Here is a 24004-nt window from a genome sequence, read left to right as displayed (position 1 = left end):
AATGTTTACTCTGGCTCACCAAACTTGCTATTGAATAAGGCCTCGATTTGCTGCAGGGCCTCTGAGGCGTCATCACCCATTGCTTCAAGCGTGATCGCGCTACCCTTGCCTGCTGCCAACATCATGACACCCATGATGCTTTTAGCATTGACCCGCTGTGATGCTCGATTGATAAAAATTTCACTGCTGAATGAACTTGCCAATTGCGTTAATTTTGCGGCCGCCCTGGCGTGCAATCCCAATTTGTTGCTAATAATAATATCTACTGAAGCCATAATTCATCTTATACGTTAATAACCGGAAGTCATTGATCTTTAGCAAGGTCAATGCATTTCATGCCTTTTTTCCCACCCTCGAAAACAGATTCACATAATTCTTCCAGGGGTTTGTCACGGTAACGAATGGCATTTAAAATCATGCATGCATTGGTCCCAGAAAGAATATGTGCCTTGACACCGCTGCCTTGCAAAACCTGCACCGCCCTTGCGCCAATATTGGCAGGCGTTGCGCCGCCCAAATCGGCCAGCACCAACACCGCATTGTTATTGCCCACCATATTGCTTAACTGCCCGGCAATTTCATTTACCTTTTGATCCGGATTCACATCAGGCGCAATATCAAAAAAAACAAAGTTTTCTATATTTCCATACACATGAGTTGCGCAATCATGCAATGCAGACGCCAAAGGGATGTGAGCAATTATTGCAATCGCAGTCATAAAACAACCTTATGCTGATAAAACTGCTTTTTCAAGCGCTTGGGCAAAGTGATCAGCCACATCAAAACCGGTTTGCTCTGTAATTTCAACAAAGCAGGTAGGGCTGGTCACATTTATTTCGGTCACGTAATCACCAATGACATCAAGCCCCACCAATAGCAGGCCTCTTTGCCTTAATACAGGCGCAATGGCTTGCGCAATCTGCTGGTCACGTTCGGTAAGCTTTTGGGCCACGCCGCGTCCGCCTGCTGCCAGATTACCCCGGGTTTCACCCGCCAGCGGAATCCGTGCAAGCGCATAAGGAACAGGCGCTCCGTCGATAAGCAGGATGCGCTTGTCGCCATTGGTGATTTCAGGAATGTAACGCTGCGCCATAATGGTTCTGTTTCCTTCCTGGGTCAGTAACTCGAGGATCGCGTTTAAATTGCCCTCATTTTGAAGGACACGAAAAACGCCACTGCCGCCCATGCCATCAAGCGGCTTGACAACGATATCCTGGTGCTGGGCGTGAAACTGCCTGATTCGCGCCATATCACGGGTAACCAGGGTTGGCGCGGTAAATTCGGCAAATTCGGTAATCGATAATTTTTCGGGATGGTTGCGGATAGCCGCTCCCGAGTTGAATACTTTAGCCCCTTGCTGCCCGGCATACTCCAGCAGATGGGTGGAATACACGTATTCCATATCAAATGGCGGGTCTTTGCGCATAATGGTTGCATCAAAATGCACCACAGGGAGCTCATTGTCTTCGGAGGTATAGGTCCACCAGGCATGGCCATGCAAATTGGCATTTTCTTCAATTTGGATGGTACGTGAACGGACGAAAACCCGGCCGGTTTCAATAAACAGATCACCCTGCAGGGCAATACTGATGGAATGGCCGCGCTTTATCAATGCACGCATCATGGCGACCGATGTATCTTTATATGCTTTTAACAAGGGCAATGGGTCTACGATGAATAATACGTGCATTGCTATACTTCCAAAGAAACTCCCGCCGGTTAAAGCGGGATATATTGAGTCATAAAAACTGAATTACTTGGTAGGCTCAGTCTTGCCACCCACGGCTTTTTTGCGTGGGGAAAGCACCATTACCATTTGACGTCCTTCGAGCTTGGGCATTGCCTCAACCTGGACCGTATCGCCCAGATCTTCCCGAATTCGTTCTAACACACGCATACCCAGTTCCTGGTGAGCCATTTCACGTCCACGGAAACGAAGCGTTACCTTGGCTTTGTCACCATCATCGATAAAGCGACGTACATTACGAAGCTTGACCTGATAATCACCTTCGTCGGTGGCAGGACGGAACTTGACTTCCTTGACCTGAATCACTTTCTGCTTGGCCTTGGCTTCATGCAAACGCTTTTGCTCCTGGTATTTAAACTTGCCGTAATCCATTAAACGGCAAACCGGAGGCGATGCATTAGGTGCGATCTCGACGAGATCCACTTCTGCCTGTTCAGCCATGCGAATGGCTTCAAGTGTTTTCACAACGCCCAACTGCTCTCCATCAAGACCAATCAGACGAACTTCAGGAATGCGTATTTCAGCATTTGTACGGTGGGATTTTTCGGTTGCGATGTTAACAACTCCTTAAAAAAATAATAAATTACGCCTTGACATCCTGACGTAAAGCCACATCAGTGCGAAGACGTGCGACGAAATCATCGACAGATAATACACCCAAATCAAGGTTGCCGCGACCACGAACAGCCACAGCACCATTTTGCTGTTCTTTTTCGCCAACGACCAGAATATAAGGCACTTTTTGCATACTGTTTTCCCTGATTTTACGAGTGATTTTCTCATTACGCAAATCGGCCGAAGCACGGAAGCCCTGCTTGCTTAAAATATCTACCACTTTATTGGCGTATTCGGAAAAAACCTCGGAAATCGGGCATACAACCACTTGTTCGGGAGCCAGCCATGGTGGCAATGCACCCGCGTAGTTTTCAATTAACATGCCGATAAAGCGTTCCAGTGAACCCAGAATGGCCCTGTGCACCATCACAGGTGCACGACGCTGATCGGAAGCATCGACATATTCGGCGCCCAGGCGTACCGGCATGGAAAAGTCCACCTGAACCGTACCACACTGCCAATGGCGGCCAATGGCATCCTTCAGGGTGTATTCAATTTTGGGACCATAAAAAGCGCCTTCCCCGGGAGAGATTTCAAACTCGCAGCCAGAACGACGCAGGCTTTCCATCAGTGCCTCTTCGGCCTTGTCCCACACAGCGTCATCGCCAATGCGTTTTTCAGGGCGGGTGGCAACCTTGTAAAGGACATCGGTAAAGCCAAAATCACGATAAACTTTTTGCAACAGAGCCGTAAAATTCGTACATTCATCTTGCAACTGGTCTTCGGTACAGAAAATATGCCCGTCATCCTGGGTAAAGCCACGAACCCGCATCATGCCATGCAAGGAACCTGAAGGTTCATTACGATGGCACTGGCCGAATTCTCCGTAACGGATGGGCAGTTCACGATAAGAGTGCAAGCCTGAATTGAATATCTGGACATGACCAGGACAATTCATTGGCTTAAGACCATAAACCCGATTTTCGGATTCGGTCGTGAACATATTTTCTTTGTAGTTGTCCCAGTGACCGGTTTTTTTCCATAAGGAAATATCCAGAATTTGAGGCGCCTTGACTTCCTGGTAACCGTTGTCGTTATAGACATCACGCATATACTGCTCTACCTGCTGCCAGATTCTCCAACCCTTGGGATGCCAGAATACCAGTCCCGGACCTTCATCCTGAAAGTGGAACAGGTCGAGTTCTTTGCCAAGTTTGCGGTGATCGCGCTTTTCAGCTTCTTCAAGCATGTGCAAATATTGCGCCTGCTCATCTTTGTTCGCCCAGGCAGTCCCATAAATACGCTGGAGCATTTCATTGTTGCTATTGCCACGCCAGTAAGCACCGGCCACTTTCATTAGCTTGAAAACTTTAAGCTTGCCCGTTGAAGGCACGTGAGGGCCACGGCACAAGTCAATAAAATCGCCTTCACGATACAGGCTAATGGGTTCATTAGACGGGATGGAAGCAATAATTTCAGCCTTGTAGTGTTCGCCCTGTTCCTTGAAAAAAGCAACTGCATCATCACGCAGCCATTCTTCGCGGGTAACCACTTCATCTTTTTTGGCCAGCTCATGCATTTTCTTTTCAATTTTTTGCAGATCTTCTGGCGTAAAAGCACGTTTGTAAGAGAAGTCGTAGTAAAAACCGTTATCAATGACCGGACCAATGGTAACTTGTGCATCGGGAAAAAGCGACTTTACGGCATAGGCCAGCAAATGAGCGGTAGAGTGACGGATGAGATCCAGGCCTTCCGGGTCTTTTGCAGTCACGATGGACAGGCGCGCATCTTGTGTAATGACAAAACTGGTATCCACCAGACTGGCTTCTTCAGAGCCTACAGCCACCTTACCCGCCAGGGCGGCCTTACCCAGGCTAGGCGCGATAGTCGTGGCCACTTCACCCACACTGACCGGGTTAGTGAACTGGCGCTGAGAACCATCTGGTAAGGTAATCTGAATCATTTAAATGCCTTAATAAAAAATAAAAGCGCGACTAGTTTTTAGTCGCGCTAATGATGAGACTGCAAGAAAGTTTTACTACAATGAACTCTCACGATCGCGACTAGGAACTTTTGCTTTCCGTTCCCGTAGTTCGTGCAGTTAAAAATTTCATTTATTCCAGTCTCTACCAAATACAATAATTGTTCGATTCTAACATTTTCTGTCTTTTGACATAATAAAAGCCGTGCTTACATGAAAAAAACATCCCTAAATGTTGTAAAACAGACCAAACTTTCATTATTTCCCTTCACCTTTATCGCTATTCCTTTCTTTTATCAGCAAAACCCTTAGCCAGCCACCGCCTTGGTTACAAAAATGATCAACTTGCAAAGCTGTCAAAACAATTACGACAGCAATCTGGGTTACAATCTAACCCTTTGTTTATTCTCAATATTTAGGCTCATGCAACCATTCAAATCCATTCGTATTGGTTTCGCTCTTGCATTTTTTTGTCTGCTAAGCGCATGCTCAAGCTTAAGCACTGGCAATAATGAAATGAGTCACCTTCAAATAAGCCAAGACGCCCGCGGCGTCGCACTTACCTCTCGCGACAGCGATTTGTTTCTGCCCGGTTCGGCCAGCCTGTCTTCCAATGCCACTGCCTATCTGAACAAAGTGGCCGAGTTACTGAAAGACCGCCACCACCGCAAAATACTCATCGACAGCATTTCTGAAAATGCCGGCTCTGCCGAATTGAATCAGACATTGCAGGAAGTACGTTCACTAACAATCATGAAAGCCCTAACTGACCGTGGCATTGATAAAAATCGGCTAGCCTACACGTCCCCCACTGCTTATACTGGCCAAACGGGCAGCAATGATGGCAGCCAATACAAAACCAAAATCATTATTCTGGGTGAAAGCACCAGTGAGATGAACGTCAGTGCCATAGAACGTTTCTTTGATGGCATCTATAAGTTTGGCAATAATATATTCAATTAATCAGGCTTGGCCCTGACTGTCCTATTAACCCACTCAAGTTTTCATTATTTAAATATGGCTAAACCAATTATTTCAAATACTATTCTTGCCATTGTGGCTGCTGGCGTCCTGTTTTTCATTGGGCGATCAGTTTATGATGTTTTTACTCGTGCCCCCGTCAGGGACATTCAGAACCATCAGGTCCAGGACAACAGCAGCCAATCGGCACCTACTGTCTCGGGCACCATCCAGCTACCCGCTGAACTCACCCCCGAACCAACAGACCCCTCTGGCATCTTGCCTGCCGTATCCAACAACGCCCCTGCAAGCCAGAACCAGCCTACTATCCAGCCCCAACCACCGGAACCGGCCGTTGTCGCTCCTTCTTCAGCACCACAATCACCTGTCACTGAAGCAGAGCCAACGACTGAAGAGACGGACGAACCTCATGCACTTAAAATCAACCCGGATCTCAGGCAAGCCATTCCTCCAGTGCCGCTGGCCCCACCCAGCCCGTTCCCAACACCTGTTGCACCTGCTTCCGATAAGCAGCTATTTGAAGCCACCGACAATCTTGATAGCAGTCAAACCACCTACAATGACAACATTGGCAACGGTTTCCCTGCGCCGCAGCCCAATTTTCCGGCACCGGGTACAACACCGGGAATAAGCCCTGAACCCGCTCCCTTCGAAACCGGAGAAGGTTCGCCATTTTCCAATTTCCCAGCCCCTGTCAATAACAGCAATACCCATCCCGGCAACATCAACTCATCGAATCCCGAGTTTGAGCAACTACAAAACCTGCAACTGCAAAAAGAACGCCTCCGGAACGACCTTGGTTTTTGAGCCCTGAAACTGTCAGGCAATAAAAAATCCAGATTTTCATCTGGATTTTTTATGTCTGGCTAAAATTAAAGCTTAAATAATATATTTAATAGCTTAATGTTTTACCGGACTGTCAACACCGGCCGCGGTTTTGCCTGCAGCCAGCGCCTCTTGGGCCAGCTTGGCAATTTCCGCTTCTGACAGTGGGGTTGGCAAACGCTCCAGGGCAACCTCTAGAACCCGATCAATCCAACGCACCGGTATAATTTCCAGATGATTTTTGACGTTATCAGGGATCTCAGACAAATCCTTGACGTTTTCCTCGGGAATAAGCACCGTTTTAATACCACCACGGTGGGCAGCTAACAGTTTTTCTTTCAGCCCGCCAATCGCCAGGACTTCACCACGCAGGGTAATTTCACCGGTCATGGCGACATCTGCCCGCACGGGAATACCAGACAGGGCAGAAACCAAAGCGGTAGTAATGGCAATACCTGCAGAAGGACCGTCTTTAGGCGTGGCACCTTCGGGAACGTGAATATGAATATCCTTTTTCTCGAAAATGCTATCGACAAAACCAAGCCGGTGCGCACGCGACCTTACCACCGTACGCGCAGCCTGCATGGATTCTTTCATGACATCACCCAAAGAACCGGTATGCTGAATAAGCCCTTTACCGGTGACTGCAGCTACCTCGATGGTTAACAAGTCTCCGCCCACTTCTGTCCAGGCCAGACCGGTTACCTGACCAACCTGGTTTTCTTTTTCGGCCATGCCAAAGGTGTATTTGCGTACCCCCAGGTACTCACCCAGGTTTTCATTGGTGACCGTAATGGTTGGTGCAGTAACTTTACTGGCCGCTGTTCTGGATGCAGACTTGGCCCCCATAAGGATTGCCTTGATGATTTTACGGCAAATTTTACCCAGTTCGCGTTCCAATGCCCGCACACCCGCTTCCCGCGTGTAATAGCGAACAATATCACGTACCGCGCTTTCCTCAATTGTAAGCTCACCCTCTTTGACGCCATTGTTTTTCATCAACTTTGGAATCAGGTGATCAAGCGCAATGCGCACTTTCTCGTCTTCGGTATAACCCGACAGATGAATGACTTCCATCCGATCAAGCAAAGCCGGCGGAATATTCAGGGAGTTACTGGTTGCCACGAACATGACATCAGACAAGTCGTAGTCAACTTCAACGTAATGGTCCTGGAACGTATGGTTTTGCTCTGGATCCAGCACTTCGAGCAAGGCAGAAGATGGATCACCACGAAAGTCCATGCCAAGTTTATCGATTTCATCTAACAGGAACAAGGGATTGCGTACTTCTACCTTAGACATGTTTTGCAAAATCTTGCCGGGCATTGCGCCGATATAAGTGCGGCGGTGACCACGAATTTCGGCCTCGTCACGAACACCACCCAGTGCCATGCGAATATATTTGCGGTTGGTTGCACGCGCGATGGATTGACCCAATGAAGTTTTACCCACACCAGGAGGACCTACCAGACAAAGGATCGGTGCCTTGACTTTATCAACGCGCTGCTGAACTGCCAAATATTCGATAATCCGTTCTTTGACTTTTTCCAGCCCGTTATGATCTGCATTAAGAATCTTTTCGGCATTTTCAAGAGAAGTATTAATGCGGCTTTTCTTTTTCCATGGCAAGCCAATCAGGGTGTCAATATAATTTCTGACAACCGTTGCTTCAGCCGACATGGGAGACATCATTTTAAGCTTTTTAAGCTCGGCATCAGCCTTGGTACGGGCTTCCTTGGGCATTTGGGCGGCTTCGATTTTCTTTTCAAGCTCTTCAAGGTCTGCCCCTTCTTCGCCTTCGCCCAGCTCTTTCTGGATCGCTTTTACCTGTTCGTTAAGGTAATAGTCGCGTTGGCTTTTTTCCATTTGCTTTTTAACGCGACCACGAATGCGTCTTTCAACCTGGAGGATATCAATCTCAGCCTCTATTTGGCCCAGCAATGCTTCAAGACGAGCAGTCACATCCAACTCATCAAGCAGGTTTTGTTTTTGCTCCAGCTTTAAAGGTAAATGCGCGGCAATGGTATCGGCCAGACGATCGGTTTCTTCTATGTTGTTTAAAGAAGAAAGGATTTCCTGCGGTATTTTTTTATTAAGTTTGACGTATTGATCAAACTGGGAAACGACAGTACGGCGCAACGCTTCCAGTTCTGCGCTATCTTCGCTTGAGGGAACGATAGGCATTACCTTGCCAATAAAATTGGACTCTGTATCGCGAATTTCTTCAATGTGCGCACGCTGAAGCCCTTCCACCAATACCTTGACGGTACCGTCGGGAAGCTTCAACATTTGTAATATAGTGGCAACACTGCCAATTTCATAAATATCTTCAGGCGCCGGTTCATCTTTGCTTGCCGATTTTTGGGCAACCAGCATGATTTGCTTACCAGCTTCCATAGCGGCCTCCAGGGCACGAATGGAACGGGGCCTACCTACAAACAAAGGAATAACCATGTGGGGGAATACCACGACGTCGCGCAAAGGCAACAACGGCAACTCAATTGATTCTGCAGGCAAAATTTGACTCGCAGACATAAGCAATTTCCTTGAAAACAATCTGTAATTAATAATAATGATAGGAATATGGAGACCAAACCCAGGATTTCAAGGCTTGTCTCCATATGCTACACAAATGTTGTTTATGCTGCTGCGTTTTTTAAATTACGGGGTTTGGTGCTGGAAGAAGATGCTTTTTCTACTTCGGCATCATCACTGAAAATCAGTAAAGGGGTGCCGGTGCCATTAACAGCGGCTTCATCGAGAACCACTTTACTGACATTTTTGCAGGATGGAAGATCAAACATGGTTGACATGAGTGCCGCTTCAAGGATAGAACGAAGACCACGGGCACCAGTTTTACGTTTCAGTGCTTTTTTAGCAATGGCAACCAGTGCCTGAGGACGAATTTCCAGCTCTACGTCTTCCATGGCAAACAATTTCTGGAACTGCTTGGCCAGCGCATTTTTGGGTTCAGTCAGGATTTTGACCATCGCCTCTTCATTCAATTCTTCCAGGGTTGCCACAACTGGCAAACGCCCCACCAATTCGGGGATCAGGCCAAACTTGATGATATCCTCGGGCTCTACCGCAGAAAAGACCTCTCCTACGCCTTTTTCTGATTTTGACTGGACCTGCGCACCAAAACCAATACCGGATTTTTCGGTGCGGTTTTGAATAACTTTTTCAAGGCCGTCAAAAGCACCACCTACAATGAAGAGGATATTGGTGGTGTCGACCTGGACAAAATCCTGGTTGGGATGCTTGCGCCCACCTTGCGGAGGCACAGAAGCAACCGTTCCTTCGATTAATTTCAGCAGTGCCTGCTGTACACCCTCACCGGACACATCACGAGTGATGGACGGGTTATCGGATTTACGTGAAATTTTGTCTATTTCATCAATATAGATGATGGCACGCTGGGCTTTTTCAACGTCATAATCGCAGCTTTGCAACAATTTCTGAACGATATTTTCAACGTCTTCACCAACGTAACCGGCCTCGGTAAGCGTGGTGGCATCGGCCATGACAAACGGAACATCAAGCTGACGGGCAAGCGTTTGGGCCAGCAGGGTTTTACCTGAACCGGTAGGCCCAATGAGCAAAATATTACTCTTGGACAACTCTACTTCTTCATCTTTGTTCAGCTCGCCGTGACGGATGCGTTTGTAATGGTTGTAAACGGCCACCGCCAAACTGCGCTTGGGCTTATCTTGCCCAATCACGTACTGATCAAGGAATTCCTTGATTTGTGCCGGGGTTGGCAACTCTGTTTTGATAAGCTCGCGAGCATCTTCATGTGCACTGTCCCGGATAATTTCATTGCACAGCGCAATACATTCATCACAAATAAAAATCGAACCGGGCCCTGAAATTAACTTGCGAACATCATCCTGACTTTTATTGCAAAAAGAACAATGCAAAACTTTGCCATCGGAAGAACTGTTTTTATCTGCCATATTAAGTATATATATCTCGCAAAAAAGGCCGACCGTATAAAAGGTCGGCCATGAATATTACCTTTAAGGATAGTATAGCAAAACTATACTCCTGCAGCCCTTGTGGTAAGTACTTTATCAATTAAACCGTAAGCCAGAGCATCTTCGGGCGCCATGTAATTATCACGCTCGGTATGCTCACGGATTCTTTCAATAGGCTGCCCGGTATTGCTGGACAGAATCTGGTTCAGGCGATCACGTAGACTGAGAATCTCGCGGGCTTGAATTTCGATATCGGTTGCCTGGCCCTGCGCACCCCCCAAAGGCTGGTGAATCATGATGCGTGAGTTAGGCAGGCTGTAACGCTTGCCTTTGGCCCCCGAACTTAACAGGAAAGCCCCCATACTGGCAGCCATACCCGTGCACAACGTAGAGACATCAGGCTTGATGAACTGCATGGTGTCGTAAATGGCCAGACCTGCATAAACACCACCACCAGGCGAGTTGATATACAGGGAGATATCCTTGTCAGGATTTTCCGACTCGAGGAACAGCAATTGCGCAACCACGAGATTGGCCGACTGATCATTAACCGGTCCCACCAGGAAGATAACGCGTTCTTTCAGAAGACGGGAATAAATATCATATGATCTTTCACCGCGACCAGACTGCTCTATAACCATGGGGATATAGCCAAGTCCGGTCGGTGTCACCGACTCGCTCCCATGCATGGACGCATAAAAATCGGTAAAACGGTGCATCATTACATTGTTCCCATTAAATCATCAAAATCGATGGTTTCTTCAGCCACGTTTGCCAAAGACAAAACATGATCAACCACGTTATCTTCAAGCACAACCGCTTCAATTTCGGCACGACGCTGGCGATCAGACAGATAGTAGCTGATAACCTGCTCGGGTTTTTCGTAGTTTTGTGAAAACTCTTCGATGCGGGTACGAACCTGTTCAGGTGTTACCTGCAATTTAGCCTGCTCAACCAATTCTCCAACCAACAGGCCCAAACGTACGCGGCGCTCGGATTCCGGTGCAAAGGTTTCGGCAGGGATAGGCATTTGGTCTGCGTTAGGTACACCACGTTGCTTGAGCTCTTCGCGAGCGGCTGCTACACGGGCTTGCACATCGTTTTCCACCAAAGCTTTGGGAATATCAAAAGCGGCTGCATTGGCCAGGGCATCCATGACGCTGCCTTTAGTGCGGCCCTGGATACGGTTTTTGACTTCACGTTCGATGTTGCTGCGGATTTCGGCAAGCAGTTTTTCGGTGTCGCCTTCTGGCTGACCCAATGATTTGGCAAATTCTTCGTTAACTTCGGGCAATACCGGTTCGGCCACTTCTTTAACCGTAATGGTAAATTCTGCCGTTTTGCCAGCAACTTCCTTGCCTGCGTAATCTTCAGGGAAAGACAGGGAGAAAGTTTTGCTTTCGCCCGCTTTCAGGCCGGTTGCCGCTTCTTCGAACTCGGGCAACATGCGTCCCTGACCCAGCAGGAACGGGAAGTTTTCAGCTTTTCCGCCTTCAAATTCAACACCGTCAATGGTGCCAACGAAATCCAGTGTAATGCGGTCATCATTTTGTGCAGCACGGTCTTCACGGGCTTCGTAAGTCGCACGCTGTTTACGCAGAATATCAACGGTACGGTTGATTTCTTCATCGCCAACGTCGGCCGTAAAGCGCACCACTTCCAGTGAGGAAAGATCGGGCAGGGTCACTTCAGGGTAGATTTCGAATTTAGCCACAAAACCAACCTGGCCTTCTTCAACACCTTCTGCTTTGGGCTCGATGGAAGGCATACCTGCAACACGCAAATCGGCTTCCTTGATGATTTTGTCGAATTCCTGACCCACTTTTTGATTAATAACATCGTAGCGGATGCCAGGTCCATGACTGCGTTCTATGACAGAAATGGGCGCCTTGCCTGGACGAAAACCCTGTACTTTGGCAGTACGGGCTACACGTTGCAGCTGTGTTTTAACATCCTTTTCAATATCGTCTAACGATATGACTAGATTTACCTGGCGCTCAAGGCCTTCAAGAGTTTCTACCGTTGCCTGCATGTAAATAAACCTTTTATATTGCGGAAAAATTAATAGTATAACCAGTCATTTTACCCAAAAAACCGGACAACCATCATTTTTTTATGTTTAATTTGTCAAAAATACTCAAAATGCAACGCCTGTACCGACACCAACGGCCACACCACCGCTTCCGCCGGCAGCACCAACGCCATATACACAAGCAGATAATGTTAAAGAAATCGCAAGGATTAGTAGAATATTCCGTTTCATTGTTGCACCTCGGGCATTAAATCAATACACTTTAATACGTACTTAAAACCATTAGCCAATATTTATATGTACACACTTTATTACTTTTCAAGGGGTATGAACTCATGACTGATTTTGATCATCAAAACACTTCCACAGAAACACCAGATCAAACTCAAGAATTTCACAAACCACGTTTTTCAAACGGGGGTTTCGTCATTGGCCTGATTATTTTCGGCCTGTTTACCGTGCTCATTACCTGGTCCGTCAGTTTTATCGCCATGTTCTTCGGCGCCCTGGGCTCTATTATTTCAATAGCAACGCGTCTTTTTGACCATCAACATTGCCGTTTTACTTCCGCCCCCACCAACAGCAAAACCATCGAAGACGAAAACTGGGCCTATTTTGCCATAAGAGCCATTTTTGGCACCCTATTTGGCACCGCCGCCTATGTCATCGTTATCATGGGTACATCAAGCGACACGCCATGGGCTGCCGTGGCAACGCTTGCCGCATTTGCAGGTTTAGTGTTTGACAAAGTCCTGTTCAAAAAATAATGTTATTTGCCGATAAATAATTTTACAGGCTTTTTTTCAGTGCATCCAGGGAGTGATAAACCTTATTCATGGATTCAAACTCTTCCTGGGTGCACGGATAGGTTTGCTCAGACGGGGCTTGGGTCCCGTTCTGCATGTCGGCCCCTGCGGTTACCTTGTTACACATATAACGGGTAACACTTGAATCCTGCGCCAAATTACCGCCCTGTGAGGCACAGCCAGCCAACATCATCATGGTTATCGCCAGCAATCCTGTTTTTTTCATTTCTAACCTGTTCAATTAATTACTCAATTACTTCTATATAAATCATCAATTTTTTTGCTCGCTTCTTTCTCTTTCAACTCTTCTTCGGTTGGTAAAACGGCATCGTTAATTATAGGCTCACTCCAAGTTCCCCGCACAAAATATCTTGCTGTTAACGAACGTTGCAACGGTGCCTGTAATAACCATTGGGAAAGAAAAGCACTTACCCCAACTACCGGATTAACAATTACCCCCGTCAAAATGGCGGCACCGCTAATATCCAGATTAGGCACCACCACTGCCTGAAAATCAAGGGTTTCGGTGTTTATATTGGTCGTACCGGAAGCCACCATTGCCACAGCCGGACCATTAAGACGAAAATCAGAAACCTGCACGTCACCCCGCGCCATCTCCAGTTTGGACCTGACCGTATCAAAACTGACACCATCCTTGAAGGAATTACCCAGTGTGCTGCCAAACTCGGGAATCCTGCCTATTGATTGCAGGGCAAGCAGCTCCAGCGCCTTGGCCACTTTCGAATCAATACTCAGCAATCTGCCTTCTGTAATCTGACTATCAAGATTAAGGCTTATCTGATTCAGGTCCAGATCGGTAATATCGGGCCATTTCAACGCACCATTTATATATCCTTTACCACCGGCAACCACTGTTTTTTCTAGCAGAGCTGATAGCAACTTACCCAAATCCAGAAAATTCAGGTTTAGTTTAAGATCCAGCCCCGTACTTTTGTTTTCTGTTTTAAGCACACCCGTACCATAAAGGGAGCCGGCAGAATTACTGATGGCCAGATTGTCAATCTGCCAATTGCCCTGTCGGGTTCTTTTCCGTCCTTGAAGGGCCAACGAACCTAATGCCCTGTCAAAGACCGAAAACCGTTGAGCGTTAATATCAAGCCTTGGCAAATCCAATATTTTTTGATTGTTTTTATTTTCCTGGGCCTTGCTTTCCCCTTCATGCCCAGACCCCGAATTTAAGGCCAGACGGTCAAATCGGGCCGCCACAACATCCTCATGGGGAACCTTGCCTGGCACCCACTCAATATCTCCGGCTACCGCTTCAGAATCAATCCTGAAACCCCAGGTTGAGGATTTGGCTTTTTTCATGCCTGACACCCTGGCCTGTGCAATGGTTTGCGATAGATAGCGCAAAGAGGCGGCATCCAGCTCCAATGCCGTCACATCAGGAAACACCTGCACCTGTTTACCAGGGGTTTTGCCCGTTTCAAACTCATCAACAATATCCAGCCATTGCTGAACATCTATATACGCCGGTTTGCCGGATATTTTCAAACCATTGGCGGGTATTGAAGGAGCAGCCAGCACGCCTATGCCACCCTTGAAAAAGAAAGCCCCGGCGGTTAAGCGAGTATCCCGCTCAAAAACCGCCTTGACGGTACCTTGCCCCAGATCCAGCTCAAGCACCCGGGCATGATCGTTATTTTTACTGGCATTACTTAACCAGTGTGCCACCAATGGTTTTGACACAGCGGCGGATTTCCCCACGTCTGGCGGAAAATCCAAAGCCAGCCCCTGCAAGGAAGAATTGACCTGTACATTGACTTTGCCACCGGCAAGAAAATCAAAGCGTGCCTTGTAATTGGCTTGCCCCTTTAGCCGGCCCATGCCTTTAACCGCCAATACCTCCTTAAGCCCTTCGCTGGTAAACGTGCCATTCATATTCAAGGCTTTACCGGCCGAACCGATATTGCCTTCCAGGGCAACAGGCCCACCCAGCATGGTCCCTTCGAGTTTTTGCACAAGCAGCTCTGTTTCATCAAACCGCAATGAACCATTCATTTTTCGCAACCATGGATAGTCGGGCTCAAATTGAAAGTCGGCATCCTGAATATTAATGGTTCCGCTTACCTTGGCATTATCCGCATCATTAACCGGAATAAACAGACGCAGCGGAATCTGCCAGGTCCCTGTCACGCTGGCGGTATCCAGGGCATTATTAATCAGATAACCCAATGGCGTGGTTCGAGTAAATTCAAGAAAATTTTCGGCTTGCGCCATTGAGTCGGCTTGCAGCTCTACTTCTGTTCCTTTTTCTATATTGGAAACCAACCCGGAAAAATCAGTCAGATCAATTTTTTTATCCTGCTGAATCAAAAAATACGCATGTCCTGATTGCAGGGCAATCTGATCACGCAGGAAGTCAAAACTGCCGTTTTCCGAATAGACAACCGGCCATTTACGTCCCTTTATTTCATGCTGGTGATAGTCAAGGGCCAAATTATGATAAGTACCCTTTACCTGAAAATCACCCGATTGTGGCCTGAGCCCAAAAGGAAAGTGGTCAATCACGCCTTTAAGCGTAAAAGGAGCATTATTAAGGTAGCCATCCTTGAAGGCATGGGTTAGCCAATCCAGGGCCTCTTCATCAATAACATTGGGTAAATAACGATATAAATATGGCAATTTCAGGGATTGCAGATCCCCCTGAAGATCAACAATGCCATTATCCGAATTGGGGTCAAAACGCCAGCTGCCATTGGCCTTAATATGAATATCTTCATTTTGAATGCTTCCCTGCCGTATGCTTACCCACGGAAACTGTTGTTCATCGCGTTGAAAACTGCCCGTTACATTAACCTCATCAAGGCTGACGGGCTCATTAAAAGACGTTTTGTCGTCATAAAAAAACTGTCTGGCAACAAAATCAAACCCCCATGGACTGGCATTGGCCAAATCTTCAAAGGTTATTTGCTCTGCATTGCCGGTACTTGAACGCCGATTAATTTCGGCCTGAATATTGTTGAAACTGGTATCCAGCTTTAATTTTAAAAAACTGGACGCAACAATAAAAGCATGCTTTCTTAAATGGTCTTCTAACCTGAAATCCCTTGCCTCGACATCTAGTGAGATATTGCCGATTTTATTGTTGTTTACATCCAGCACAATAGCGGCATGATTAAGATAGCCGGACCGAAGCTGCTCGGGCACGTTTAGCCAGGGTGCAAGATCAAGCAAGGACAAACCATTTAACTTTGTATTGACTTTACCACTCCATTTCAATTGCCCCTCCACATCCACAGAAGGCCTCAAAGCAGCATCAAGGCTAAGGGAGCGGCCAAGTTGTTCGGGTAAATTGGCCACCAATGAAACATCAAGCGCCTTGTTTTCAGGCTTTACATTAAGCGTGACACCCGACAACACCAAGGGCGGCGCCTGACGTTGCTCATCAAGCCAGATCAAATCGGCATCTTCCAGGTTAAGCGAAGACAGGGAGGACAGCCAACCCGCCAATGACGACAACTCATCATTTCCCGCAGCGTCACCAGGCTGTGTATTTTTACCCTGCCCTGTTAATGTTTGCCCCAGTAAACGTATGCTTCCGTCTGGATCCCTGCGTATATTCAGGGCTGCATTATGGATACTGATTTCAGATAAAAAAGGACGCATGCGCAACAGATCCAGCCAATTGACACCCGCCGAAATGGATTTAATTTTCAAGTATTCATTTTTCTCACTGTTTTCAACCGTTACGTCCTTTAATTGCAAGACCGGGCTGTCATCCCAGGCCAGCGACAATTGATCAGCGCGAACATCCAGGTCAAGCGTTTCACTAATATATGTCTGGATTTGGGGAAGCCATTGATGTAAATTTGGAGCAAGATAGTACCGAACCCCTAATGACAAGGCAGCAAGCAGCATCAAAAAAACAATAACGGCAATTAGGCAATAACGTAAAACTTTTCTGGCAACGCTCACTGGGGCGGCTCTCATCTCATGGTTACAGTCCAGTGTATTATATCCAATCCTGTCTTGCCTCAGGGCATAGAAACAATCGTTAGACATAACCTTACATTTTTTGAGAAAGCATGAAACCTACTAACAGTTTGATCCGCGCCCTTGAATGGTCCGGTTACCTGCGCCGTAAAATTGAAACGAATGAACAGCTGGAAACCGAACTGTGCCAGGATATTTTGCATCCCCTTACACCAGCCATCATTGAACAATGGTTTACCCAGCAAGCAAGCGGCCAGTCTGTTAATCAACCCCTAAGCATCGAACAATGCAAGCAGGTTTTACGCAAACTCAGGAACCGGGTCTTCTGTACCTTAATGGTTCGGGATATCAATGGCCAGGCATGCTTTGAAGAAGTCACTCAATGCATGAGTTTTCTGGCCGATCTGGTCATTAAACAAGCTTATATGAGCATCATGCAGGAGTTGGTACAAACCCATGGTGAACCCATTGATCCTGAAACAGGCAAGCCCATGGAAATGATTATTCTGGGCATGGGAAAACTGGGCGGCAAAGAGCTGAATGTTTCTTCTGACATCGATCTGATCATGCTATACGCCCAGGAAGGTGAGACAACGGGGCGACGCCCCCTAAGCCATCACGAATTTTATGGCCGCCTGACCCAACGCATGATGCCGGTCCTGTCAGAAATCAATGCCGATGGGCAAGTTTTCCGAACCGACCTGCGTTTGCGTCCCGATGGTGACGCCGGACCGCTGGCATGGAGTCTTGACGCGTTGGAAAACTACCTGATTACCCAGGGACGTGAATGGGAGCGCTATGCCTGGCTCAAGGCACGCATCATCCCCGTCAAATATTTTGAGCAAAGCGCCCCCAAAGAGGACATTACCCAGCTGAAAAGCCTGCGCACACCATTTGTTTACCGCAAATATTTTGATTTTGACGCCCTTTCCTCTTTGCGCCAGCTACGCGAACAGATTCGCCAGGACTGGCAGCGAAAGGCCCTTAACCTCAATGGCGTAGACAGCATTCACAACATCAAACTGGGTGAAGGTGGTATTCGGGAAATTGAATTTACCGTGCAATTGTCCCAGCTAATTCGTGGTGGCAGAATGCCATCCTTGCAACTTAGAGGCCTGCTACCTGCCCTTCATGCCGAAATAAGCATGGGACTCATTACCAAAGAAGAAGGCCTGCTGCTGGAAAATGCCTATCGTTTTTTAAGACGCGTAGAGCATATGCTGCAATACCGTGAAGACGAACAAACCCACCTGTTGCCGGCAGACCCACAACGGTTTGCTGCATTGGCCAAGGCCATGAACATGGAGACAGAAACATTCAGGCTACAGCTAAACGAACACCGTCAGGTTGTATCCCGGGCCTTTCGCAACGCCTTCCGGATTGCCGGCATGGGCGAAGAATCCCCATCAGCTACCCATGAGCGGAATCACCAGGGTTTCCCTGAAAGCATTGATCTACCTGAACTGGCCCAACAGCTTTTCGCACCGGAAAACCATGAATATATTGAAAACCGAATCAAGGCATTATTAAACAGTAGCCGTATCCGTACCCTGTCAGGTTCAAGCCGCACACGATTGAAAAAACTGTTGCCCAAATTACTGGAAACCGCGGCCAAAACCGATGATCCACAACTGACCTGCGGTAACCTGTTTGATCTGGTTGAAGCAATTGCGCAACGCAGTGCCTATATTGCCCTGCTGGCCGAGTATCCCGAAACCCTGGCCAGAGTGGCCCGTATCATGTCGGCCAGTCATTGGGCGGCCGGTTACCTGATCCGCAACCCGATTTTGCTTGATGGACTGATCGACTGGCAAACCTTAATGCAAACCGTGGATTTTTCTCATGTGGCCACGCAGTTAAGTAAAGACCTGGATGCCTGTGTATTGCAAGACGGACAGCCTGATGTCGAACAACAAATGAACATCATGCGTGATATACAAAAACAGATCAGCTTCCAGTTACTGGCCCAGGATCTGTCTGGCGGCCTGTCGGTAGAAAAACTGGCCGATCACCTGTCTGCCTTGGCCGATCTGTTACTGGAAGAAAGCCTGAAACGCATTTGGCCCGCCGTTAAACCTAAACCGGAAAAAACGGCTGACGAAGTGCCAGACTATCCGCGTTTTGCCGTAATCGCCTATGGCAAACTGGGGGGCAAAGAACTGGGCTATGCCTCTGACCTTGATTTGGTGCTGCTTTTTGATGACCCGGCCGACTACGCGCTTGAGGTGTACGCAAAACTGGGACGACGCCTAAGTACCTGGCTTTCCAGCATGACCTCTTCAGGACGGATGTACGAAATTGACCTGCGCCTGCGACCCGATGGCGACGCCGGCCTGCTGGCCATCTCGGTTGATACTTTCGAAAAATACCAGCTTGAGCACGCCTGGCCCTGGGAGCACCAGGCATTGACCCGTGCCCGCTTCTGTGCGGGCGACAAAGCTATAGGCAAACGGTTTGAACAGATCCGCCGTAATATCCTGCTTAAAGAAAGAGACCGGGAACAACTCAGGCAGGATATTATCGACATGCGAGCCAAAATGCGGGCCGGTCACCCCAACAATTCTGGCATGTTTGACGTAAAACATGATACCGGTGGTATGGTGGATATTGAATTCATTACTCAATATCTGGTGCTGGCCTATTCGTATCAATACCCCAGGCTGCTGGATAACCTTGGTAATATTACATTGCTTAACATTGCTGCGGAAGGTGGTTTTATTCCCGAAGAACTGGCCCGTGAAGTGGCTGATGCCTACCGGACGTTGCGCAAAACACAACATGCGGTAAGACTGCGTGGCCAGGAAAAGGCACGAATAGACAAGCATTTGCTGCTTACCGAACGCGAGGTGGTGAATAAACTGTGGGAAACCGTCTTTCCCGGTACCCGGGCGCAGCAAAGCAATGCGATACAATAAGCCAAAGCCCCGAGTTCAGGGCAAAATCATTCAAAAATACTCTAAAATGATCTTTTAAAATATTTATTTATTCCACTGCCATGGTTACCGTCACCGATATCAAAAGACCTGTCCTTGAATTACCCCAAGGACACCGTAAAGTGCTTCTGCACTCCTGTTGCGCGCCCTGCTCTGGCGAAGTCATGGAAGCAATGCTCGCATCGGGTATTAATTACACTATTTTTTTCTATAACCCAAATATTCATCCGGTCAAGGAATACGAAATCCGCAAGGAAGAAAATATTCGCTTTGCCCAATTACATAACATCCCGTTTATTGATGTAGATTATGACGTAGACAACTGGTTTGAACGTGTCAAGGGCATGGAAAACGAGCCCGAACGCGGCGAACGTTGCACTGCCTGTTTCGACATGCGCTTTGAACGTACTGCCCTGTACGCGCACGAACACGGGTTTGACACCATTACCAGCTCGCTGGGTATTTCCCGCTGGAAAGACATGAACCAGATTAACGGTTGCGGAGAACGTGCAGCGGCCCGTTACCCTGAACTGGTTTACTGGACCTACAACTGGCGCAAAGGCGGCGGTTCGGCCCGCATGATTGAAATCAGCAAGCGCGAAGAGTTTTACCAGCAGGAGTATTGCGGCTGTGTGTATTCACTGCGAGACACCAACCGCCACCGTCAAAACCAAGGACGCGAACGAATTAAAATTGGCGTCAATTATTACAGCAACGAAGAGAAAAATTAAGTTAATCGCAAGACAAGAAAAGGCCTGACCAATACGGATCAGGCCTTTTACCTTGTATCTTGTTTGCTTACAGCGCCGGTGCCTGACCGGAAACAGAGGCAGGCGCAGGTGCCGGATCCGCCTGGGCAGGCGCCCCCGTATCTGCCTGGTTTTGCGAACCGGGAGCCGTGATGAAACCCAGTTTTTTCAAACCCGACCCTTTGGCCATTGCCATGATCCGGGCCAGCTGCTCATAGCGTGTATTGGCATCGGCACGAATCCTGATTTCCGGTTGAGGAACCTCTTTTCCATGCGAAACAAACATTTCACGCAAATCCCCCTCGGCAATGGGTGACTCATTCCAAAAAATGCCCCCATTGGCATCAATGGCCAAATCAATCGATTTGGGGTCTTCTGTCACAGGGGTGCTGCTTACCTGGGGTATGTCAATTTTAATAGAGTGCGCCAGCAAGGGCGCAGTAATAATAAATATAACCAACAAAACCAGCATCACATCAATTAACGGAACCATATTGATTTCCGACACCATATGATTGGAATTGTTTTTCTGGTCGAAGCTTCCAAATGCCATTATTTACTCCGCAGCCTTAATGATGTGTGCCATTACTGCGCAAGGCACGTACCTTGCCGGACGACACTTCCACTTGCTGGCCTGTGGTAACAAAAGCAAATAAATCATAAGCAAAACCATCTAACGAAGCCAGCACCACCCGATTACGGCGCACAAAGGCGTTGTAAGCCAATACGGCAGGAATCGCAACCGCCAGACCCAGCCCGGTCATGATAAGGGCCTCACCCACCGGCCCGGCAATTTTGTTAATAGAGACACCATCGGACATGCCAATATTGATAAGCGCATGATAAACGCCCCACACCGTGCCAAACAATCCCACAAAGGGGGCGGTTGAACCCACCGAGCCCAAAACAGTCAGGCCATTTTCCAAATGGGCGGTTTCTTCATCAATAACCTTGCGCATGGTACGCGTAACAAAATCTGCATTTGAACCCACTTCCGACAAATTGGTAGCACCGTATTTGGCATGATGCTCACGCGCATGAAAAGCCTGGTTAGCCAGCCGGGAGAACGGATCACCGGCACCATATTTATGCAAGTCCTTGTCTACCTGTTCCAGTGAAGAAGAGTTCCAGAAACGGGACAGAAACGCCTTGCTGTGCCGGCTGGCACGCATGTTAAGCAAACCCTTGACCACAATAAGATACCAGGTAAGCAAAGACATGAAAACCAATATTCCAAACAGAGATTTCCCAACCATATCGCTTTGCATCAGAAAGCCCAGCATTTGTGAGGCACCGGTATCGGTGGCAACTGCAGTTGCCGCATTGGCAGCCATATTACTGACAACCTCGCTGGCCCCACCGGGAACAGCCACGGCAGCAGCGCTGGTCGCTTCGGCCACATTACCGGCTACCGCAGTACTTACTGGAGTCATATTGGCAGCTACCGCACCTGCAGACTCGGGAACCGCTGCCGCTGCCGGGTTAATATTTCCTGTCGGATCAGTCACAATTTGTGCCAATGAACCGTATGTTAACGTCAGCAATGAAGAAATCATGCTATTTCCTTTTATTCAAATTTAATTGGGATGTCTGCCTGAGCTTCTCGTGGCACACCATCGACCATATAGGGTTTAAAACGTGCCCGGCGTACGGCACTTAAAGCCGCCTCATTCAAATCTGCATAAGGCGTTGCCTTTTGCAGTATTACTTTTTTAGCTGTTCCATCCAGACCAATCAGGACACGCACCACAACCGTACCTTTTTCTCCACGGCGCTGGGCAACTCTTGGATACTGCGGTTTGGGCCGTACCCTGTAATTGGGCTGGGAAATCTTAACGGGCCCGGTATTAGCCGTTGATCCTGCCTTCACATTGGGATTACCCTGGGCAATGCCAATGGGTTTTGTTACCGGAGGCGCCAGCTCTGAAACTTTTTGGTTTTTCAGGACCGGTTGGGATTTGGGCTTATCTTGCTGAACCTTTTTCTTGGGTTTAACTTCTTTCTTAACCTCTTTGACAGGCTTAGGTTTTGGCTTGGGCTCTGGCGGCTTGATCGGCATGACTGGCTCCGGCTCCGGCTCAACCACAGGTTCTGGTTCTGGTTCTGGTTCTGGCTCCGGCTCTGGCTCCGGTTCTGGCTCAACCACAGGCTCTGGCTCTGGCGGCACTTCTTCTACGACAGATTCCTGGGGCGGAACAGCCTCGGGCATAGCCTCACCTTTCGGCGCCTCGGGAACCGGCTCATCAAGAATGGAAACAAACACGGGCGTTTCTTCAACTTGTACCGTGGCAACCGAAGCATTCAAGGTGGATAGAAATCCCAAACCAGCAAGAATACCCGCAGCAGTAACAGCACCCGCCAGGCGAATTGAGAAAGGTACTGTCGGGATTAAGTTTGAAGATTTATTCATACTGTTTATTTAAAACGCTTGGCCACAAATGACCCATGATAACTACCTACTAATAGTAAAGATTAGCCCAGCGACGCAACAAATTCGGGCAACATGGCTATTTACGCATCTTCACGAACCATACTTTGAGTCCAGAAAAACGAACTGATCCGGGCTCCACAGGCAACCGGATTAACGCGATGCAAGCTGGTTCCGGGATAGACGGCCATATGTTCGGCAAGCAATTTTACTTCCCTTGGCCCATAGACACATGTTTTATTTTCCCGTGCATTGCTATTTTATCTCAAAGAGATTAATGGTAATGATTCTCATTATTAAAATCAACTGTAATTATCACATAAAACCTCATGAAAATGAAAATAATTTGAAAAAACTTTCAAGTAATTGATTTTTATTAAAAAACAACACAAAACATCTCTATCTGCTGTCGTTGCTAAAACACAACCCGCCTAAAAATCTAGTTTATATAAAACTAACAAAACAAAAATAACCAATAAAAAACAATATCGACCGTTCACTACACATCACCTGACATTTAAAAACAGTGTCAAAACGTCGAATTTTGATAGCGATCAAAAAGAATCAGCAAGACAGAAAAGACAGACCAACAATACCGCTAGTCTGGAAGAATTGACGACAAAAAAACTTAAAAGAGGGATGCTTGTCTTTTCACATCAGGAGAGAGAACAATTATTGTAGAGTGCGCCCCTCTCACACCACCTGGCATGCAGGTTCGCAGAAGTGCGTCCATGCTGACCGCACTGGACAAAAAAATACCGCCTTGCGGCGGTATTTTGGTAGCTAGTATTAATTACTTAGCTGATACTTCTTTAGCTTGTGGACCTTTAGGACCGTCTGCAACCACGAAAGTAACTTCCTGGTTTTCTTGCAGAGATTTGTAACCTGAACCGATGATGTCGGTGTGGTGTACAAACAGGTCTTTACCACCTGAAGCGGGCTTGATAAAGCCGAAGCCTTTTTCGTTGTTAAACCATTTAACGATGCCAGATTCTGTTGACATTTGAATTTCCTTAAAATTACGGTCTTTATA

General features: G+C 47.6%; 20 protein-coding genes and 1 pseudogene. 5 read left to right on the top strand and 16 right to left on the bottom strand.

All coding sequences use genetic code 11. The features are described 5' to 3' along the window. Positions 1–5: 5 nt before the first annotated feature. From JHL22_RS13180 to thrS, 5 genes are all read right to left on the bottom strand, one after another. A complete protein-coding gene (locus tag JHL22_RS13180; RefSeq protein ID WP_200238361.1) occupies positions 6–275 on the bottom strand; it encodes an HPr family phosphocarrier protein in 270 nt (89 codons plus the stop codon). 29 nt (positions 276–304) lie between these two features. After that, positions 305–718: a PTS sugar transporter subunit IIA gene (locus JHL22_RS13175; RefSeq protein ID WP_200238359.1), complete on the bottom strand. Its 414-nt coding sequence runs from the start codon at positions 716–718 to the stop codon at positions 305–307. A 9-nt stretch (positions 719–727) separates the two neighbouring features. After that, positions 728–1690: a glutathione synthase gene (gene gshB / locus JHL22_RS13170; RefSeq protein WP_200238357.1), complete on the bottom strand. Its 963-nt coding sequence runs from the start codon at positions 1688–1690 to the stop codon at positions 728–730. A 63-nt stretch (positions 1691–1753) separates the two neighbouring features. Then, the gene (gene infC / locus JHL22_RS13165) at positions 1754–2302 is read right to left on the bottom strand and encodes a translation initiation factor IF-3 (protein ID WP_200238422.1); all 549 of its coding nucleotides are present in this window, start codon (positions 2300–2302) and stop codon (positions 1754–1756) included. A 28-nt stretch (positions 2303–2330) separates the two neighbouring features. After that, positions 2331–4265, bottom strand: a complete 1935-nt coding sequence (gene thrS / locus JHL22_RS13160; RefSeq protein WP_200238352.1) for a threonine--tRNA ligase — start codon at positions 4263–4265, stop codon at positions 2331–2333. Positions 4266–4799: 534 nt separating this feature from the next. Here thrS and JHL22_RS13155 point away from each other — a divergent pair. Then, the gene (locus tag JHL22_RS13155; RefSeq protein ID WP_200238349.1) at positions 4800–5246 is read left to right on the top strand and encodes an OmpA family protein; all 447 of its coding nucleotides are present in this window, start codon (positions 4800–4802) and stop codon (positions 5244–5246) included. A 54-nt stretch (positions 5247–5300) separates the two neighbouring features. Then, the gene (locus tag JHL22_RS13150; protein WP_200238347.1) at positions 5301–6071 is read left to right on the top strand and encodes a RodZ family helix-turn-helix domain-containing protein; all 771 of its coding nucleotides are present in this window, start codon (positions 5301–5303) and stop codon (positions 6069–6071) included. 93 nt (positions 6072–6164) lie between these two features. Here JHL22_RS13150 and lon read toward each other — a convergent pair whose 3' ends face one another. The 4 genes from lon to tig all read right to left on the bottom strand — a co-directional run bounded on the left by lon (position 6165) and on the right by tig (position 12098). Next, positions 6165–8624: an endopeptidase La gene (gene lon, locus JHL22_RS13145; RefSeq protein ID WP_200238344.1), complete on the bottom strand. Its 2460-nt coding sequence runs from the start codon at positions 8622–8624 to the stop codon at positions 6165–6167. A 104-nt stretch (positions 8625–8728) separates the two neighbouring features. Beyond that, a complete protein-coding gene (clpX, locus tag JHL22_RS13140; protein WP_200238342.1) occupies positions 8729–10045 on the bottom strand; it encodes an ATP-dependent Clp protease ATP-binding subunit ClpX in 1317 nt (438 codons plus the stop codon). 83 nt (positions 10046–10128) lie between these two features. Beyond that, the gene (gene clpP, locus JHL22_RS13135; RefSeq protein WP_200238418.1) at positions 10129–10785 is read right to left on the bottom strand and encodes an ATP-dependent Clp endopeptidase proteolytic subunit ClpP; all 657 of its coding nucleotides are present in this window, start codon (positions 10783–10785) and stop codon (positions 10129–10131) included. Positions 10786–10787: 2 nt separating this feature from the next. After that, a complete protein-coding gene (tig, locus tag JHL22_RS13130; protein WP_200238339.1) occupies positions 10788–12098 on the bottom strand; it encodes a trigger factor in 1311 nt (436 codons plus the stop codon). Between the two features lie 335 nt (positions 12099–12433). Here tig and JHL22_RS13125 point away from each other — a divergent pair, with 335 nt between their 5' ends. Continuing rightward, positions 12434–12865 carry a hypothetical protein gene (locus JHL22_RS13125; RefSeq protein WP_200238336.1) on the top strand — a complete coding sequence of 144 codons (432 nt, stop codon included), beginning with the start codon at positions 12434–12436 and terminating at the stop codon, positions 12863–12865. A gap of 22 nt (positions 12866–12887) precedes the next feature. On the opposite strand, the gene JHL22_RS13120 is transcribed toward JHL22_RS13125, so the two are convergent. Together JHL22_RS13120 and JHL22_RS13115 are read right to left on the bottom strand one after the other, a co-directional pair. Beyond that, the gene (locus tag JHL22_RS13120; RefSeq protein ID WP_200238333.1) at positions 12888–13130 is read right to left on the bottom strand and encodes a putative periplasmic lipoprotein; all 243 of its coding nucleotides are present in this window, start codon (positions 13128–13130) and stop codon (positions 12888–12890) included. Between the two features lie 23 nt (positions 13131–13153). After that, a complete protein-coding gene (locus JHL22_RS13115) occupies positions 13154–16843 on the bottom strand; it encodes a YhdP family phospholipid transporter (RefSeq protein ID WP_200238330.1) in 3690 nt (1229 codons plus the stop codon). Between the two features lie 110 nt (positions 16844–16953). Between JHL22_RS13115 and glnE the strand changes: the two genes are divergently transcribed. Continuing rightward, positions 16954–19776, top strand: coding sequence for a bifunctional [glutamate--ammonia ligase]-adenylyl-L-tyrosine phosphorylase/[glutamate--ammonia-ligase] adenylyltransferase (gene glnE, locus JHL22_RS13110; protein WP_200238327.1), 2823 nt, complete (start codon positions 16954–16956; stop codon positions 19774–19776). An 80-nt stretch (positions 19777–19856) separates the two neighbouring features. After that, complete coding sequence (locus JHL22_RS13105; protein WP_200238324.1) at positions 19857–20525, top strand: epoxyqueuosine reductase QueH; 669 nt, start codon at positions 19857–19859, stop codon at positions 20523–20525. A gap of 67 nt (positions 20526–20592) precedes the next feature. Here JHL22_RS13105 and JHL22_RS13100 read toward each other — a convergent pair whose 3' ends face one another. The 5 genes and pseudogenes from JHL22_RS13100 to JHL22_RS13080 all read right to left on the bottom strand — a co-directional run bounded on the left by JHL22_RS13100 (position 20593) and on the right by JHL22_RS13080 (position 23974). After that, positions 20593–21096: an ExbD/TolR family protein gene (locus tag JHL22_RS13100; protein ID WP_200238321.1), complete on the bottom strand. Its 504-nt coding sequence runs from the start codon at positions 21094–21096 to the stop codon at positions 20593–20595. Between the two features lie 16 nt (positions 21097–21112). Further along, entirely contained in the window at positions 21113–21976 is an 864-nt protein-coding gene (locus JHL22_RS13095; RefSeq protein ID WP_407926778.1) for a MotA/TolQ/ExbB proton channel family protein, read from the bottom strand. A gap of 134 nt (positions 21977–22110) precedes the next feature. Further along, positions 22111–22953, bottom strand: coding sequence for an energy transducer TonB (locus JHL22_RS13090; RefSeq protein WP_200238315.1), 843 nt, complete (start codon positions 22951–22953; stop codon positions 22111–22113). A 104-nt stretch (positions 22954–23057) separates the two neighbouring features. After that, positions 23058–23198, bottom strand: a pseudogene (locus JHL22_RS13085) (PKHD-type hydroxylase); the annotation flags it as partial. A gap of 566 nt (positions 23199–23764) precedes the next feature. Continuing rightward, entirely contained in the window at positions 23765–23974 is a 210-nt protein-coding gene (locus tag JHL22_RS13080) for a cold-shock protein (protein ID WP_189383560.1), read from the bottom strand. Positions 23975–24004: the final 30 nt, after the last annotated feature.

It is taken from the genome of Advenella mandrilli (assembly GCF_016595155.1).
In the GTDB taxonomy this organism is placed as follows: domain Bacteria; phylum Pseudomonadota; class Gammaproteobacteria; order Burkholderiales; family Burkholderiaceae_B; genus Advenella; species Advenella mandrilli.
The sequence above is the reverse complement of the archived record's forward strand: the minus strand, read 5'-3'. Positions and strand labels throughout refer to the sequence as shown.

Coding starts and splice junctions, on each gene's coding strand:
- JHL22_RS13080 (WP_189383560.1), bottom strand. CDS start 23,974: ATGTCAACAGAATCTGGCATCGTTAAATGGTTTAACAACGAAAAAGGC.
- lon (WP_200238344.1), bottom strand. CDS start 8,624: ATGTCTGCGAGTCAAATTTTGCCTGCAGAATCAATTGAGTTGCCGTTG.
- JHL22_RS13180 (WP_200238361.1), bottom strand. CDS start 275: ATGGCTTCAGTAGATATTATTATTAGCAACAAATTGGGATTGCACGCC.
- JHL22_RS13155 (WP_200238349.1), top strand. CDS start 4,800: ATGAGTCACCTTCAAATAAGCCAAGACGCCCGCGGCGTCGCACTTACC.
- clpP (WP_200238418.1), bottom strand. CDS start 10,785: ATGCACCGTTTTACCGATTTTTATGCGTCCATGCATGGGAGCGAGTCG.
- JHL22_RS13120 (WP_200238333.1), bottom strand. CDS start 13,130: ATGAAAAAAACAGGATTGCTGGCGATAACCATGATGATGTTGGCTGGC.
- JHL22_RS13105 (WP_200238324.1), top strand. CDS start 19,857: ATGGTTACCGTCACCGATATCAAAAGACCTGTCCTTGAATTACCCCAA.
- tig (WP_200238339.1), bottom strand. CDS start 12,098: ATGCAGGCAACGGTAGAAACTCTTGAAGGCCTTGAGCGCCAGGTAAAT.
- JHL22_RS13100 (WP_200238321.1), bottom strand. CDS start 21,096: ATGGCATTTGGAAGCTTCGACCAGAAAAACAATTCCAATCATATGGTG.
- clpX (WP_200238342.1), bottom strand. CDS start 10,045: ATGGCAGATAAAAACAGTTCTTCCGATGGCAAAGTTTTGCATTGTTCT.
- JHL22_RS13095 (WP_407926778.1), bottom strand. CDS start 21,976: ATGACTCCAGTAAGTACTGCGGTAGCCGGTAATGTGGCCGAAGCGACC.
- JHL22_RS13150 (WP_200238347.1), top strand. CDS start 5,301: ATGGCTAAACCAATTATTTCAAATACTATTCTTGCCATTGTGGCTGCT.
- JHL22_RS13125 (WP_200238336.1), top strand. CDS start 12,434: ATGACTGATTTTGATCATCAAAACACTTCCACAGAAACACCAGATCAA.
- JHL22_RS13175 (WP_200238359.1), bottom strand. CDS start 718: ATGACTGCGATTGCAATAATTGCTCACATCCCTTTGGCGTCTGCATTG.
- glnE (WP_200238327.1), top strand. CDS start 16,954: ATGAAACCTACTAACAGTTTGATCCGCGCCCTTGAATGGTCCGGTTAC.
- JHL22_RS13090 (WP_200238315.1), bottom strand. CDS start 22,953: ATGAATAAATCTTCAAACTTAATCCCGACAGTACCTTTCTCAATTCGC.
- thrS (WP_200238352.1), bottom strand. CDS start 4,265: ATGATTCAGATTACCTTACCAGATGGTTCTCAGCGCCAGTTCACTAAC.
- gshB (WP_200238357.1), bottom strand. CDS start 1,690: ATGCACGTATTATTCATCGTAGACCCATTGCCCTTGTTAAAAGCATAT.